Origin of the sequence: Nocardia sp. NBC_00511, from assembly GCF_045161165.1 — a bacterium.
Lineage (GTDB): Bacteria > Actinomycetota > Actinomycetes > Mycobacteriales > Mycobacteriaceae > Nocardia.
Genome location: NZ_CP107849.1, coordinates 2160996 through 2176383 on the forward strand (window position 1 = coordinate 2160996; position 15388 = coordinate 2176383).

The 15388-nt window shown below is 65.3% G+C and carries 15 protein-coding genes; 10 read left to right on the forward strand and 5 right to left on the reverse strand.

Annotated features, from left to right (window positions below; genetic code table 11):
• Nucleotides 1-1278 precede the first annotated feature (1278 nt).
• The 10 genes from OG300_RS10280 (at nucleotide 1279) to OG300_RS10325 (ending at nucleotide 10561) form a co-directional block, all read left to right on the forward strand.
• Nucleotides 1279-1713, forward strand: coding sequence for a hypothetical protein (locus tag OG300_RS10280; RefSeq protein WP_405494542.1), 435 nt, complete (start codon nucleotides 1279-1281; stop codon nucleotides 1711-1713).
• A gap of 228 nt (nucleotides 1714-1941) precedes the next feature.
• Entirely contained in the window at nucleotides 1942-2790 is an 849-nt protein-coding gene (locus tag OG300_RS10285; protein ID WP_355118465.1) for an ABC transporter permease, read from the forward strand.
• A complete protein-coding gene (locus OG300_RS10290) occupies nucleotides 2790-3653 on the forward strand; it encodes an ABC transporter permease (protein WP_405494544.1) in 864 nt (287 codons plus the stop codon). Before OG300_RS10285 ends, OG300_RS10290 begins: the two co-directional genes overlap by 1 nt.
• A gap of 4 nt (nucleotides 3654-3657) precedes the next feature.
• Nucleotides 3658-4710 (forward strand): MlaD family protein, encoded by a 1053-nt coding sequence (locus OG300_RS10295; RefSeq protein ID WP_405494546.1) that lies wholly within the window; start codon nucleotides 3658-3660, stop codon nucleotides 4708-4710.
• Entirely contained in the window at nucleotides 4707-5726 is a 1020-nt protein-coding gene (locus OG300_RS10300; RefSeq protein WP_355118461.1) for an MlaD family protein, read from the forward strand. Before OG300_RS10295 ends, OG300_RS10300 begins: the two co-directional genes overlap by 4 nt.
• Entirely contained in the window at nucleotides 5711-6763 is a 1053-nt protein-coding gene (locus OG300_RS10305) for an MlaD family protein (protein WP_355118459.1), read from the forward strand. The genes OG300_RS10300 and OG300_RS10305 overlap by 16 nt, the downstream gene beginning before the upstream one ends.
• A complete protein-coding gene (locus OG300_RS10310) occupies nucleotides 6763-7863 on the forward strand; it encodes an MlaD family protein (protein ID WP_405494549.1) in 1101 nt (366 codons plus the stop codon). The genes OG300_RS10305 and OG300_RS10310 overlap by 1 nt, the downstream gene beginning before the upstream one ends.
• Nucleotides 7860-8936: an MlaD family protein gene (locus OG300_RS10315; protein ID WP_405494551.1), complete on the forward strand. Its 1077-nt coding sequence runs from the start codon at nucleotides 7860-7862 to the stop codon at nucleotides 8934-8936. Before OG300_RS10310 ends, OG300_RS10315 begins: the two co-directional genes overlap by 4 nt.
• Entirely contained in the window at nucleotides 8933-9907 is a 975-nt protein-coding gene (locus OG300_RS10320) for an MlaD family protein (protein WP_355118454.1), read from the forward strand. The genes OG300_RS10315 and OG300_RS10320 overlap by 4 nt, the downstream gene beginning before the upstream one ends.
• A gap of 42 nt (nucleotides 9908-9949) precedes the next feature.
• Nucleotides 9950-10561 (forward strand): hypothetical protein, encoded by a 612-nt coding sequence (locus OG300_RS10325; RefSeq protein ID WP_355118452.1) that lies wholly within the window; start codon nucleotides 9950-9952, stop codon nucleotides 10559-10561.
• Between the two features lie 55 nt (nucleotides 10562-10616).
• On the opposite strand, the gene OG300_RS10330 is transcribed toward OG300_RS10325, so the two are convergent.
• The 5 genes from OG300_RS10330 to OG300_RS10350 form a co-directional block, all read right to left on the reverse strand.
• Complete coding sequence (locus OG300_RS10330) at nucleotides 10617-11237, reverse strand: helix-turn-helix domain-containing protein (RefSeq protein ID WP_405494553.1); 621 nt, start codon at nucleotides 11235-11237, stop codon at nucleotides 10617-10619.
• 711 nt (nucleotides 11238-11948) lie between these two features.
• Nucleotides 11949-12803 carry a pirin family protein gene (locus OG300_RS10335; RefSeq protein WP_405494555.1) on the reverse strand — a complete coding sequence of 285 codons (855 nt, stop codon included), beginning with the start codon at nucleotides 12801-12803 and terminating at the stop codon, nucleotides 11949-11951.
• A gap of 96 nt (nucleotides 12804-12899) precedes the next feature.
• Nucleotides 12900-14075 (reverse strand): L-dopachrome tautomerase-related protein, encoded by a 1176-nt coding sequence (locus OG300_RS10340; protein ID WP_405494557.1) that lies wholly within the window; start codon nucleotides 14073-14075, stop codon nucleotides 12900-12902.
• A gap of 81 nt (nucleotides 14076-14156) precedes the next feature.
• Nucleotides 14157-14558, reverse strand: a complete 402-nt coding sequence (locus tag OG300_RS10345; protein ID WP_405494559.1) for a nuclear transport factor 2 family protein — start codon at nucleotides 14556-14558, stop codon at nucleotides 14157-14159.
• Between the two features lie 24 nt (nucleotides 14559-14582).
• On the reverse strand, nucleotides 14583-15326 hold the full coding sequence (locus OG300_RS10350) for a VOC family protein (RefSeq protein ID WP_405494561.1): 744 nt from the start codon (nucleotides 15324-15326) through the stop codon (nucleotides 14583-14585).
• Nucleotides 15327-15388 lie beyond the last annotated feature (62 nt).

The following is a 15388-nucleotide window of genomic DNA, read 5'->3' on the forward strand; positions in this document are numbered from 1 at the left end:
GGCTGCAGCGAAGTCCGCTGCGGCATCGTTTGCGATTAGAGCCCGAGCTTCATGTCAACGCGCCGTTGCTCAGCGAGGGAGTGTTCGGTTTTCGGTAGTCCGTGATGAGGGTGTCAGTCTCGGCGGTGAGTACTTCGGACACCACTTCGGGCCTGTGGTTGAGGCGCTGGTCACGAACCAAGTCCCACTGAGAGCAGACGGCACCGTTGTGCAGCACTGGATTCCCTCACCGGCGCCTTCGCGACCTACCTCGCTCTGATCAGCGACCCACCCGCCACACAAGTCGGCACGTCGTCCATCCGAGACTGACGCAGCAGCTGCCGCGGCTAGTCATCGCGGCCGGCGAGGCTGATTGCGCAGGCGCGCAGTGCGATTCGCGTGTCGGCGGCGGCCACAGGGCCGCAGACTCGGCGAGCGTCGAAGCTTCACCGCCGGACGATCGGCAGGCGGAGCCCACGGCCTCGGTCGCCCGGTTCGGATGTGACCGTGCGCAGGGCAGTTGAAACCGACTGGGTACTAACGGTTCGGCAACTGTGTGCGGAAACCGGGCTGACTTCTGGATCTGCCTGTGCCGCTCTGCGCCGACTCGCGGATATCGGCCTCGCGCTGAGTACTCTTCACAGCCCGTCCGCCTGGGGTGCTACCGAACGCGGTCCGATCACCGTAAGCAGCAACGGGGGATACAAAGACTATCTCGTCGCGCAGGCACCCCAGTGAAGCCCGAACACCCAACTGGTCGCTACCGCGCCGAGGACAACCACCGGTCGGTCACATCGCCTCCGGCGCCGCCGCGGCGACTTGCCGCGTCGAACCGGGCACGGACAACTCCATCGATCGGCAAGCCCTTATCGACGCCGACCTTGAACCCGATGACCCCGAAGTGTGGGGACCGCGCGGAATTGCTTCTGATGCAAGATCGTTCGGCTGATCCCACGGTTGAGCTGCGTCGACAGTAGCATCGTCCTCCTGCTGTCTCTGTGGCCTCTATCAGCAGGTTTACAGCCGTGTCCTATCTGATGCATGATTCGAGCGTCAGGTGGGAGGTGACGTGGCAGACGACCCCTTGGGATCGGCCCGGCTCGAATTGGTCGGGGGCGTGGTCTTGCTGCGGCCGGAAGATGCTGTGTTCGAAGCGATGTTGCATGGCTGGGAGATGCAGCAGCGCGGCGGTAGACGACTGGACCGGAGCACTGTCGTCGATCGCGACCGACATGTGCGGCGGTTCGCCAATTTCACCAGCGAGTACCCGTGGCGCTGGACCGCCGGTCATATGGACGAGTGGACGATGCATTTGATGTCCGACGGCGCTTGGCGCCGTCCACGATCCGCGGTTACCAGACGGCGATTCGGCTGTTCTGCGACTTCATCACCTCGCCGCATTATCGCTGGGCCGCTGAGTGCGAGGAACGGTTCGGCACGCACCCGGTGCAGATCTGCCACGAATGGAACACCGCGGTCCACCTTGAGGATTACGAAGGTCTTCCGGAGCGAAGGCCGATGACTCGCAACGAGATTCAAACTCTTCTCGACTACGCTGACGACCAGGTCGACCGGGCTGTTCGCCACGGCCGCAAGGGTGCTCTCGCTGCTTACCGTGACGCCACGGTGTTCAAGACCATCTATGGCTGGGGCCTTCGGGCCACCGAGACCAGCCGGATCGACACCTACGACTTCTACCGCAACCCCGAAGTGCCTGAGCTGGGTGAGAGTTAGTAGCGCTACGATCCGCGGCCATTTCACTGCCGGGTGCATTCGCCCGATCTGCACGGTTATTCGGCGGTCACGGGCACATTGCTCCACGTCACACTCTCGCCCACGATGTGATGCGGGACAAGGCAATTCCCCGACACGGGTAGGCGTGCGACCGGCAGGTGCCGACGCTTCACGCTCCTTATTCGAGGGTGGCTGCCCGCTCGAAGCAATCAGGAAGGGGAGGTCGTGATGTCGTCGACCATGCCGAACCGGACCGGTTCGAAATCGCTGGGGCGGGAGATCCGTGGCAATGTCGCCGACGTCGTGCTGTCGAGCCTGCGGACGTTCGGGCGGGCCATCGCCTTGGCATGCGGCGCGGTCGCCGGTGGGTGCGTCGATTTGGTCACCGGCAGGTTTCACTGGCGCGAAACTCTGCACCAGGCTTGGTATTTGGTGACGGTGACGGCGATCCCGGCCGTGCTCATGGCGGTGCCGTTCGGGGTGGTCGTCTCGGTGCAGGTCGGCAATCTCATTCATCAGGTCGGTGCGGATTCATTGCTGGGAGCTGCGGGTGGGCTCGGCGTCATTCAGCAGGGTGCGCCGATGGCGACCGGGCTGCTGCTCGGCGGCGCGGGCACCGCGACCATTGCCGCGGACCTCGGCGCGCGACGCATTCGGGAGGAGATCGACGCACTCGACACCATGGGTATCAGCCCGCTGCACCGGTTGGTGATTCCGCGTATGGCGGCGATGCTGTTCATCGCGCCGCTGCTCAATGTGCTGATCATCTTCACCGGTGTGCTGTCGGGTTACGCGGTGGCGACCGGTATTCAGGGCGTCACGCCGGGCAGCTACTGGTCTGCCTTCGGTTCTTTCACCTCGCCTACTGACCTGGTGATCTCGCTGGTCAAAGCAGCCCTGTTCGGGTTGATCGTGGTGGTGGTGGCGTGTCAGCGCGGGCTGGAGGCGGCGGGCGGACCACGTGGCGTGGCCGACGGTGTGAATGCCGCGGTGGTCTTGTCCATCGTCGGGATCTCGGTGACGAATGTGATTGTCACCCAGTTCGTGACGATGTTCCTGCCGACGAAGTTCGCCTGATGGCCGCACCGTACGCCCCGCGCGGGCTGGGTCGGCTGTTCCGCATGGTGCGCGGGCGCGAGCGGCTGCTGGGACCGCTGGATTCGGCGGGTTTCGCGCTGGCCTTCGTCTGGCAGGTCTTCGCGTCGGTGCCGCTGACGCTGCGCCGCTACCGCCCGCAGACCATGCGCACGATCACCGATATGACTTGGGGCCGAGGCTCTTTCATTGTCGGCGGCGGTACGGTGCCGGTGCTGATCGTGCTCGGCGTCGCCATGGGTGCGGGTGTGGGTATTCAATCCTTCGCCGCACTGGACCTGCTCGGTATGGGACCGATGACGGGAGTGGTATCGGCGTTCGCGAACACCCGGGAGCTCGCGCCGATTGCCGGGGCGATCGGTTTCGCCGCGCAGGCGGGCTGCCGCATGACTGCCGAGATCGGTTCGATGCGCATCTCCGAGGAGATCGACGCGCTCGAGGCGCTGGGCCTCAAATCTGTTCCGTTCGTGGTGACGACGCGGCTGATCGCCGGTGCGCTCGCCGTGGTGCCGACCTTCCTGGTGGCCCTGCTGCTGAGCTATGTGTCCTGTTCGGCGGTCGTGCTGGTGGTGCACGGGCAATCCACCGGGGTCTACGACCACTACTTCTCCCAGTTCGTGAGCGGCTGGGATGTGATCGCCGCAGTCATCAAAATGCTGGTGTTCAGCATCGCCGTCATACTGATCCATTGCTATCAGGGCTTTTTCGCCACCGGCGGACCCGAGGGCGTGGGCATTGCCTCCGGACGCGCCGTGCGCGCCAGCTTCATTGCCATCATCACCCTCGACATGGTGCTCACCATCATGCTCTGGGGCATCGACTCGACCATCACGTTCACGGGGTAGACGAATGCCTGCATACGCAATGCCCGGAGTCGCCACCAGCCCACGCCGTGCCCGGATCACCGGCGTCGTCATGGTGCTGCTGGTGTTGGCCTCGCTCGTGGCCTGGCGCGGCACGGAGGCGGCGCGGCAGCCGCACTTGTTGCGAATCGACTTGCGCACCAGTCGAATCGGCGACGGCATCAAAGCCGGAGCGCCGGTCAGCCTGCACGGTGTGCGGGTGGGCAGCGTCACCGGAATCACCAGTCTCGCTACGGGGCGCCAGTTGGTGTCCCTCGCACTCGATCCCGCCGAATTGTTCGGCCTCACAGATAGTTTCGATATCGATTACGCGCCGGCGAACCTGTTCGGCATCAGCGAGGTTGCGCTGAAGGGGCGTGGCGGCGGCGCCCCGCTGCGTGACGGTTCGATCGTGGAACTCACGGGGGCGGGCCGGGTGACCGACGTGACCATGGGCAATCTGCTGCGGTCGGTATCGGCCGGTACGACCAGGGTGCTCACCCCGGAGTTGACCGAATTGCTGACTCATGCGGGGGCCGATATGGCGGCGTTCACGCCGCTGCTGCGTGCGATGGTGACGGTCGCCGAGGCTGTCGCGGACACCCAGCACTATCCGTCCGCCTTCCTCATCGACCAGTACGCCTCGTTCATCGACGGGGTCGGCAAGTTCGCCGACGGCACGGTGCGACTGGTGCACGAGACCTACAACATGCAGGTATTCCGCACCGACCGTGCACGTTTCGATATCGGCGTGAGCCTGGTGGTGGACCGGCTGTTCCCCGGGATCGCGGCGCTGGGGTTGTCGGCGAAGCAGTCGCTGCAGGGCTACACCGACAGCGCCGCGGTGCTGGTGGATCAACTGGCGCGGATGGTGCCCGACCCGGCGCTCGTCACTGCCGATTTCACCGAACTGCTGGACCGGCTGGACCGGAGCTTCCGCGACGGCCCGAACGGACCCGCGCTCGCCCTGGACGTCACGCTGCGCGGCGTACCCGGCGTCGCGGTGCCGCTACTCGGCGGGCGGCCGCTGCCCGGAACGACTTCGGAGGGAGGACGATGAGCACAAGCCGTTCGATCTTCGGAACAGTGTGGCGTCTGGTGTTTTTCGTCGCATTGATCGGGGTTCTGCTGGCAGGCATCCTGCTTGCCATCCAACGCCCGGTCGGCGGTGCGAGCCGGGCAATCGATGTGGTGTTCACCGATGCCAACGGTCTCAAGACCGGTGACGATGTGCGCATGTTCGGCGTGGCGGTCGGCAAGGTCGAGCGAATCTCGCTGGACGGCACAATGGCCCGGGTGCGGATCGGGGTGCGCGATGACCGGCCGCTCTACGACAGCACTCGGTACTCGATCCGATACCAGAACCTGGCCGGTCAGCGCTATGTCGATATCCAGCAGCCGGCCCAGCCCGGCAGGCCGATCGCCACCGGCGTCACGGTCGGCGCCGATCACAGCACCGGATCGATCGATATCACCGCGCTGTTCAACGGTATGGAGCCGGTGCTGAAGGAGTTCTCGCCCGAGGCGGTCAACGAGTTGGCTGTCAATGCGCTGGCGGTCTTCGAGGGCGACGGCAGCCGGATCGGCGCCACGCTCAATGCGATCGGCACGCTCAGCTCCTACGTCAGTGACCGGCAAGCGGTTATTTCCCTGCTGCTGCACAACTTTCAGCAGGTCTCCGATCAGATCGGCGGGCACTCGACGGAGGCGCAGACCCTGCTGCGGGGGATCTCGGATGTCTTCGTCAATCTTCAGCAGCAGTTCGACGGCCTGATGGATGCCGTAGATATCGCGCCTCCGGTGCTCGGGGCGTTCAATGATCTGCTCGCCACCCTCGGATTCACCCATCCGGGCAACCCCGATCTGAATGCCGATCTGCGGCAGTTGTTTCCGGATCCGAAGGCAGCGCTGGACGCACTCGGAAAACTGCCCGCGGTGGTGCAGGGCCTGACCGCTCTGATCCCGGCTCCCGGGCAGAGCGTCGATCTGACCTGCACGCACGGGCACGCGCAGGTTCCGGTCCTGGCCGATGTGCTGATTCACGGACAGAGGATTTCGGTATGCAAGAACGGCTGAGCGCGGCACCGCGCCTGCTACGGGCACTGGTGCGCCTGCTGCGCGGCATCGATCGGCACGAGACGGCGCAGCGTCAACGGCAGTTGGTGTTCGGCCTGATCGGCCTGGCGGGCGCGGCGTTGCTGCTGGCCGTCTGTGCTGTCACCTATGTGCTGCCGCTGGGTAAGCACACGTATTCGGCGGCGCTCGAGGACGCCCGTTCGGTGCGGGTGGGCGAGGACGTGCGCATCGCGGGTATCACCGTGGGCAAGGTCGTATCCCTGGATCTGCGTTCGGATTCGGTGTTCATGCGCTTCACGGTCGAGGACGCAGTCTTCCTGGGCGAGCACACCACACTCGATATCCGCATGCTCACCGCCATCGGCGGGCACTATGTCGCCGTCGTTCCGGCGGGCGAGCATGCGCTGGGTGCGGCGACCATCTCGGCCGATCATGTACGGCTGCCCTACAACCTGGCCGATGCGCTACGCGATGCCCAGCGGCCGCTCACCGCCGTCGACGGAGAGACCCTGCGCCGCAATATCTCCGCGGTGAGTGCCGCCCTGGACCGCAGTCCAGGCTCGTTGCAGGCGATGACCGACGCGCTGGTCTCGGTGGTCGATGTGATGAATCGGCAGAACGCCGATGTGAATCAGGCACTCGATGTCGCCGATGAATATCTGAGCATGCTGGGCCGTTCTCGAGGGGTGATCGGGGCCATGCTCACCAAGATCGGCGCCATGGAGACGACTGTGCTGGGCCGTCAGGGCGAGGTCATCGAGGCGCTGCGGGTGGTCAGCGAACTGCTCTCCCGGCTGGCCGCGGTCGAACCGGCCTGGCGCGTGAATCTGGAACCGCTGGCGGACAAGCTTGTCGAGACCTATCCCGAATTGGAGCGACTGGGTGCGCGACTGGGGGACGTGGCCGGTGCGATCGGCGGGCTCGGCACCCGGCTGAAGGGCCTGGCGGCCGAGCCGGGGCCACTGACCATCGATCAGTCCGGTACCACACTGACGGTCCCGGATCTGTGTATTCCATTGCCGGGGAGGGGTTGCTGATGCTGCGGCGCATTCTGCTCACGCGTGGGTTCGTTACTGTTCTCGGCGGCCTGCTGGTCGCTGTGATGACGACGGCAGGTGCGTTCGTCCTGCTGGATCCGATGAAGAAGACAGTCGGATATTGCGCGATCATGCCCGATTCCATCGGCCTGTACGACGGTAACGCGGTCACCATCCGGGGGATGAAAGTCGGTACCGTGCATGGCATTCGCCCCGATGCCGCGGGGGTGCGGGTGGATTTCGATATCGATGCCGCGCATCCGCCGCAGGGGACCGTGCGCGCGACGACCGTCTCGGACACGCTGCTCGCGGACCGGACCCTCGCGGTGGTGGGCGACGCCGGCGGCCCGGTCTGGAACCAGGGGACCTGCATCACCCAGACCGCCACGCCCAAGAGCCTCACCCAGACCTTCACTGCGCTGTCCAAGGTCGCCGACGAGTTGCAGGGCGGCGACGATCCGGTCAAACGGGACCAGGTCCAGCATGCGGTGACCGCGTTCGATCAAGCCACTGCGGGCAGTGGACCCAAGCTGAACGGACTGATTCGCGATCTGGCATCCGCGGTCCGTTCGCCCGACGCCGCGATCGGGCATATAGGTTCGCTGATCGACACGGTCGACGAACTGTCGATGAGCGTGGCCGGCGGCTGGGGAAAGCTGCGCGAGATGCTCAACGGTTTCGCACCGATCCTGCAGACCGTCAATGACGTATGGGACCAGGTCGTCGAGATGGTGAATTCGATTGTGACCCTGCTGCCCCTGCTCAATGACATCACCACCAAGTACGGGAAGCCGATCCTGCGAGCTCTCGACAGTTCGGTGCCGCTGCTACATCTGATCGGCGCCAATGTGGGCAGCCTGTCGCAGCTCATCGACATGATCCCGGTGGTGAACGGGCTTTTCCAAAAGGTATCGGATCCAGATACGGGTCGACTGTCGGTCGCGTACGCACCGCCGAAAGTCGCACTGGCGCAGCCGGATGCGGATCAGGTGTGCCAGGCGCTGAACGTACTCGCGCCCGGTGGCTGTGCGGGGACCGGCGGCGGCACGGCGACCGCTTCTCTGGTGCCGATGCTGCTCGGAATGGCGGTTGTGCGATGAGGTTGTCTGTGATCGGCCGCCGCGCAACGGGTGTGGCGTGGGCTCCGGTGCTGCTGGTCGCCTTGCTCGGCTGCTCGATCGAGCCGTCGCAATTGACGCTGCCGGGCGCCGGGGTGCGGGGGCCAACCTATCCGGTGCACATTCAGCTGGCCAACGCGCTGAACCTGCCCGCCGGAGCGAAGGTCGTATCGAACGGCGCGCGGGTCGGCACCTTGGCCGGCGTCACCATCGTGGACCCGTCGGCGACCGCGCCCGGTTACGCGACGATCGAGGTCGACATTCAGAAGTCGGTCACGCTGCCGAGTTCCGTTCGCGTGCAATTGCGGCAGGACACCGTGCTCGGTGATATCTATATCGCCTTGGACTCCGGTGGGCCGGACCAGGGTGCGCCGCTGCCGCCCGGTGGCACGGTTCCTGTCACACAGACCGAGCCCGCACTGCAGATCGAGGACGTGATCACCGGATTGGCGACCTTCGTCTCCGGCGGCGCGCTGCAGTCGGCCCAGCATGTGGTGGAGCAGATCAATGCCGCCCTGCCGCCCGATCCGGCCGACACGGCGCGGATGGCGTCGGTGCTGAAGAACGACCTCATCGATGTCGCCGCGAACCTGGACGCCTCCGATGCGTTTCTCGCCGCCGTCTCCACGAACGTGAAGACGGTGCAGGACAATCGGGACGCGCTCGATACCCTGCTGACTCCCGAGGGCGCGGCCACGATCACCGCCATCGCGCAGTCGCTCATCCACACCGTCGGCATCGTCGGTGCGATCGGGGGCATCGCACACGCCCTGGTCTGGATCACTCCGCTGGTGCGGGCGGGCGATGCCGCCGCGAAGGCGTTCGTCCCGCTGGTGCTCGCCGCGGGCAGACCGCTCAACCTGAGCGCCCCGTCCAATCTGAATCGAGTGGTGAGTCTGTTGCGGGACAAGCTGATCCCCTTCTTCGAACGAGGCCCGGAGCTCACCGTCACCGGGTTGCACGCCGAGAACCAGGCGGGGCCCGTCGCGGTGCCGACCGACGAACAGGTCGACAATATGATCGGCGTACTGCGAATGATCGGCATGGTCCGATGAGGGTCCGGGCGAGTTCGGTACTGTCGCTGACCGCGATTGCCGCCGTGTTCGTGCTCGGCAGCGCCTACCTGACCTTCGCCGTGGTGAAGGTGGACTGGTTCACCGGCTACCGCACCGCCTCGATGGAACTGTCCGACGCTGTCGGGCTGGTGGCGCATTCGCCGGTATTGCTCTCCGGCATCAAGGTCGGTGAGGTGGAGTCGATCTCCAACGCGCCCAAGGGCGTTCGTGTCCAGTTCCGCGTCCGGGACGAATATCGCATCCCGGTCGACAGCGGCGTCACCATCGAGCAATTGTCCGCGCTGGGGGAGTCCTACTTGGAGTTCAGGTCCGGGTCGGGCGGCCCGTATCTCGAAGACGGCCAGCAGGTCCGGGCGACGGCCGTGCAATTGCCGGTCTCGATTCCCGAGATGGCCGACACCGTCACCCGCATGCTCGAGCAGTTCGACCCGCAGATCCTGGGCCGGTTGATCGACACCTACGCGCAGGCGCTGGCCGGGACCCAGGAGCTTGTCCCGCAACTGGCGCACGCCTCGGATCTGCTGGCGGCCACGCTACTCAGCCGCGCTCCGCAGATCCGGAACCTGCTCACCAATGCCCAGGTGCCGGGACCTGACGTCGCCGGGGCCGGGGCCGATATGGCCGCAGCCGGGCCGCAGTGGGGTGAGTTCGGCGCCAAGGTGCGCGGTGTCGTGGAGTCGCTGCAGCATCTGCTCGATGCGCGGCCGGTGCCCGATGCCTACGACACCGGCACCGGACTGCTGCCCTTTCTCGGATCCCTGACCGACTATGTCGACAAGATCGGACCCGATCTGCGCACCCTGTTCCCGCTGGTGCAGCCACTCATGGCGCATGGGGCCGCGGCGTTGCCCGGCGTGGATCTGTCGGCCCTGATCGCGCAGGCGCTGCGCGGCGTCAGCCCGGACGGTGCGGTGCGGCTGCAGATCGATCTCAGCGCACCCGCGCACTGAATATCCGTTCATCACACCATCTTTGCCATTCGGAGGACCGATATGACCACCACCAGCCAGAGCTCCGAACAGGAGACCGCAGATAGTTCGAAGGCCGACAAGGCCACCGCACCGTCGCGTGCCACCGCCTCGAAGCGAGTGTCGCTGCGACTGTCCACCCTCGCCACGGCCGCCGTGGTCGTCGTATCGTGCACGGGCTCAGCGATATTGGGGTTGCTGCTGTGGCAGTCGCATTCCGATGTCTCCGGGCGGGACCGCGCTGCGGCCGACACCCACCGTGCCGAGCAGGCGGCGACCGACTACGCCGTCGGCGCCGCGACGGTCAACTATCAGGATTTCGCGGCGTGGATCGGCAAGCTCAAGGCGGGTACGACACCACAGCTGGCCACTACCTTCGACGCCACTGCGCCGAAGCTGGAACAGGTGCTGGCCCCGCTGAAATGGACCTCGAGCGCCACCCCGATCGCCGCCAAGACCCGCTCCACCGCAGGCAGCGTGTACACCGTGGACGTGTTCGTCAATGTGAGTTCCACCAGCGCGCAAACCCCGGACGGCAGCCAGACCACGGTCACCTATACCGTGACAGTCGACCGGAGCCAGGATTGGAAGATCACCGATGTCGGCGGGGCCTCCGCCGCGCTTCCGGCGAAATGACCCGCGCACAGGGGTAATTCGATCCCCGGCCCGCCCATCGGGCTTTCGGGTCGGGTTATGCCGGGGCCGCGGCGCTGAGACCATATGCTCGCAGGGCCAGATAGAGCTCGGCCGCTCCCAGCGGCGTCGAGGGATCCTGTCCGGTGAGCTCGGTGATCCGGTTGATCCGGAAGCGGACGGTATTGCGGTGGCAGAACAGCGATTTCGCCACCGCTGCCACCTCACCGCCGTACTCGTACCAGATATGCAGCGTGTGCAGCAGCACGTCACGATCACCGGCCGGCAACTCCAGGATCGGGCCCAGGCGCGCGGCGCTGATCCGTGCCGCGAGATCCGGGGAGCCGGCCAGCAGTATGGGCAGTAGCGCCTGGTCGTAGTGGACGATGAGATCCGACAGGGATTCCGCGGCGATGGCTGCCAGTTCGGCCTGACGCAATGCCTCCGGCGCGGCCGTCAGCCCGGCGAAGACCGGGCTGACCCCGGTGCGGCCGAGGGTGCGTTCGGTCAGCGCGGCGTGCAGGCGATCGATGGTGAAGGTCGCGGTGAGGGCGACGATACCCACATGGCTGTCGAGGCGCACTCGCCACGCCGAGCGCACACCGAGTGCTGTGATCGCCGCGCCGATCCCCGGAATCGTCTCGGCCGCAGTGGTAGTCGAGCGTGCGCACGCGATCACGAATTAAGGACAGCAAAACCGCTGGTTCCCAACGTATCCCGTCGTGACCCATCAATCCGGCATCGGCGCAGGTAGGCGTTACAATCTGTTCCCAACGCTTTCCGGCGTGGCCCCGTTGATGCCCAACAAAACTGCGTGCAGATTCGTAGAAAATTCGTAGAAACCGGTGATCTTGAAACGTTTTCATTCGATTGCAGCGAGTTACTAGCAACCCCCGGCACCAGGGTGGCGGCGCCGATCGGCCTCCAAGATCGATGCCCATGCAGTTCGGTGACGCAGGTTCGAGCCCCTTGGGTGGCACGTACAGCATCGACACCAAATCACACCCGAGGCGAACAGATTAACGCCGAGATGCCGATCGTTCGTCGGGTTCATCGGCGGTCACCGTAGTTGCTGGCTTCGGTGGACTCGAGTGCGAGCTCGTGTCGAGTTAAGGATGCCGGCGCGGTCGCCATGATTGCCCTCGGACGTTGATCAAGATCAGATTCTTGGTTGGAAGCTGGTGCCGTAACGGTGGGAGGCTGCCCGTGCCCCTACTATTCCGGTGACCGGTGGGCACTACCGATCAAGCTGAAGGTTTTCGACCGTCTGGGAGCATTTGAGGCACGCCGCGCGGGGTGACCGATGTACCAGTTGGAACCCGTCGAGCTGACACGAGTACGGCCCTTGAATCCGGCCGGGTAAGCCGGATTCAGGGACGTCGGGGAGATTCTACTCCGGGAAGGGGCCGAACTCGCCCGCCTGGTAGTCGCGGACGGCTTGCTGCAGCTCAGCGCGGGTGTTCATGACGAATGGGCCACCCATGGCGACTGGTTCGTGCAGCGGTACGCCCGTCCAGAGCAGGAATTGCAGTGGCTGGGAACCGGTATTGCGAACCTGCAGCACATTCGGCTGTCCGGTGCTGGGCTCGAGCCGCACTACCTGCCCGGCGTGAGCGGTGTCGCGCGCGAACTCGCCGCTGCCGCGCAGCACGTAGGCGAAACCCTCCTGCATCGCGGGGATTTCGTGATCGAGGGTGGCATCGGGTTCGAGCACCGCGTCGATCATGGTGACCGGCACATGATTTCGCGCGGGCCCGCTCACCTCGCCGGACCGGCCGGAGAAGACCTTCACCACCGCACCGGGTTCCACACGGGTGGGCATGTCGGCGGCGCGCAGATCCTGATAGGTGGGCTCGGTCAGTTTGTCGGTGGCGGGCAGGTTCAGCCACAACTGCAATGTGTGGACCTGTCGGCCCTCGAACGCGGTCTCGGCGTGCAATAGGCCCCGACCGGCTGTCATCCACTGCACATCGCCCTGTCCGAGAATGCCGTTGCCGCCGCGATTATCGCGGTGCTGGAGTTCGCCGTCGACCACGTAGGTGATCGTCTCGATACCCCGATGCGGATGCCAGTCGAAGCCCACGGTGCTGAACCAATCCTCCATCAAGGCCAGGAACGGGTCCGTCTCGGCGGGCTCTCCGGGAGGCAGCACGATGGCTTTACGGTCGACCTGCGAGTCACCGCCGTACTCGGCGCGATCGGTGACACTTTCCACTCCGCGTACAGGCAGTTCTTGGGTAGTCATGAGCGACCTTTCTGGTTGGCGTGCGATACGGGGCCCTCGGTTCGTGGCGCGGTTGTCGGCGTATTCGATGAGTCGATTACCGAGTCGGTCCGGGACTTAGGCCGGGCCGGCGTCGACTTTGGTGCGGTACAGGTGAAGAGGCTTCTGCCGCATGTCTTTACCGTCGTTGAACGGCGGCAGCGCGTTGAGCTGATTGACGGTGAAGTAGAGGTAGCCGTCCTCGGCGACTGTCACCGAGTCGATCCAGTCGAATCCAGGATCCTGCACCTGGGTTTCGTAGCGGCCGTCGGGCAGCCGTCGCAGGATCTGATTGCGTTCCTGGTCGGTGGTGTAGAGATTGCCCTTGTCGTCGGCGGTCATCCCGTCGCTGACACCTTTGACACCTTGATCCACAACGGCTTTTGCCAGTGTCGCGTCGTTCTGTGCGGGGTCGGCGAGCAGTGCGGCGTCGATGCTGTAGAGGTGCCGGGAGGTCATGGGGCTGTAGTACAGGGTCTTGCCGTCATGGCTGAGCGCGATGCCATCCGCGGCGGTGTTCACATATCCGGGTGCGGATCCGGGGTAGCGGGTCATCATCGGCTTGTCGTTGATCATGGGCGTGAATTCCGGGACGGCGCTCACTGATTCGGTCCCGGCCAGACGTCGGGTGGCCGCCCCGGTGGCCAGGTCCACCACGATCAGGGCACTGGAGCCGGAGTCGGTGATGTACGCGGTGCCGTCGGGGCCACGGTTCAGATCGAAGCGCACATCGTTGAGGTAGCTGTTGGATGGGGCGGCGTCCGGGCCGATCACAATGGTGCGCTCGACCTTGTTCGACTTCAGATCGATCTGCACGAGTTTCGGTCCGCCCGGCACGACGGGGCCCCACTCGACGCTGCCGGTATCGAGCACCCAGAGCCGATCCTGGGCGTCGATCACCACCGCCAGGGGGCTGATGAATCGGGTGGCGGCGTCGCCCTCGGCGGCGTTGTGTGCGGCATCGGGGTAGGCGACAGTCTTGCCGTCGACGATTTCGGCGACGGTGTAGGGAGTGCCGTCGTCACCCCATTTCGGGAAGCTGACGAACTTGCGGCCCTGCGCTGACACCGCGATGCCGGACCACATGCCGGTATTCTCGGCGACCTTCTCGAAAGCGCCGATTCGCGGTGGGGCGCTCTGGGTTCCACCGTCGGTGTTCTCGGCGGCCCGCTCGGGTGTGGAGCTACAGCCGACAAGTGCCGCGATCGAAATCACGGCCAGTGCGGTGGCTGCGGAAGACTTCTTCGAGTTCATCGTCGATCCCTTCGGTATGCCTGGACTGGCGCGAATGGGCCGTGCTGGTGTGTTCCCGAATTGGACGGTGCCGCGACCGATTCAGACCATCGGCAACGGGTTGCGACTGAGCGGGTCGACCGTTTCGTGGACTTCCCAGTGTTCGGCCAGCTTGCCGTCCTCGAGTCGATACACGCTCGCGACCGCGATTGCCTCGCCTTGGGGGCCATCCATCATGTAGGTGCCGTGCACCACGGCGTTGTGCTCGTCGGCGATGATCCGCCGCACCTCGAACAGCACATGCGGTTTGGTCTGATGCAGACCCTTGCCGTAGTTCAACAGGCGCTCGGATCCGGTACCTGCCCCGCCCGGCGCCGCGTACTGGTTGTGCTCGGTGTAGTCCGGGGCGACGTACAGTTCGACTGCCCGACTCGGATTCTTCTCCGCGTAGAACAATTCGACGAAATGCTTGGCAATACGACGGTTTTCGACTGCGTCGGTCATTTTCGTACCTTTCGTCCGTTCGGGTCAGAAGGCGATGACATTGAAATGCGCACCGGCCGGATCGGCCAGGCGAGCGCCGAATCCGGTGCCGACCGGAACCGGGTAGACGGGCCGGACGATCTGCGCGCCCAGGGCGACGGCCCGGTCGACCGCTTGCTGCGCGTCGTCCACCAGGAAGGCGACCTCCCAGCGCGAATGCGGCACATCGGCGGGCAGTTCGAAGATGCCGCCGCGCGGCTGATTCTCATCGTGCACGGTCGCGAACCGCGAACCCGGTGTGGTGGACTGGTTTTCGGTGTGCACACCGAAGGTGGCGGTCAGGAAGTCGACGGTGACCGGCCAGTCCACGGTCTCGATCTCGGTCCACACCGGGGTGCCCGGGCCTGCCGGCGCGGTCTGGGTGTCGGCACCGAGCTGTGCGACACCGATCGAGGACCGCACCGGGTCGGTGAGTACCGCGAGCTCGCCGATGCCCACGACCTCGAGCGCGGGCCGCTGTGTTTCGCCTTTGTTGGCTGCGGCCGTGGTGAGGGTGGCCTGGATATCGGAGGTGGAGAGATAGGTCAGCCAGCCATCGGGCTGCGTGGTCCCGGGGCCGCGTTCCACCAGTCCGGCCACTGGCAGCCCGTCCTTGTGGAACAGCAGGTACTTGCCGTATTCGGTGTCACTGAGGGGTTTCACGGTCCACCCGAACAGCTCGAGGTAGAACGGAATGGATGTGGTGGGTGCGCTGGTGGTGACATCGAACCAAGTGGGCAAACCGAACATGATGAACTCCCGGTGGTGAATTGTCTCCTGAGTGAAATCGGTGGTGGCGGTGGTACGCCGGG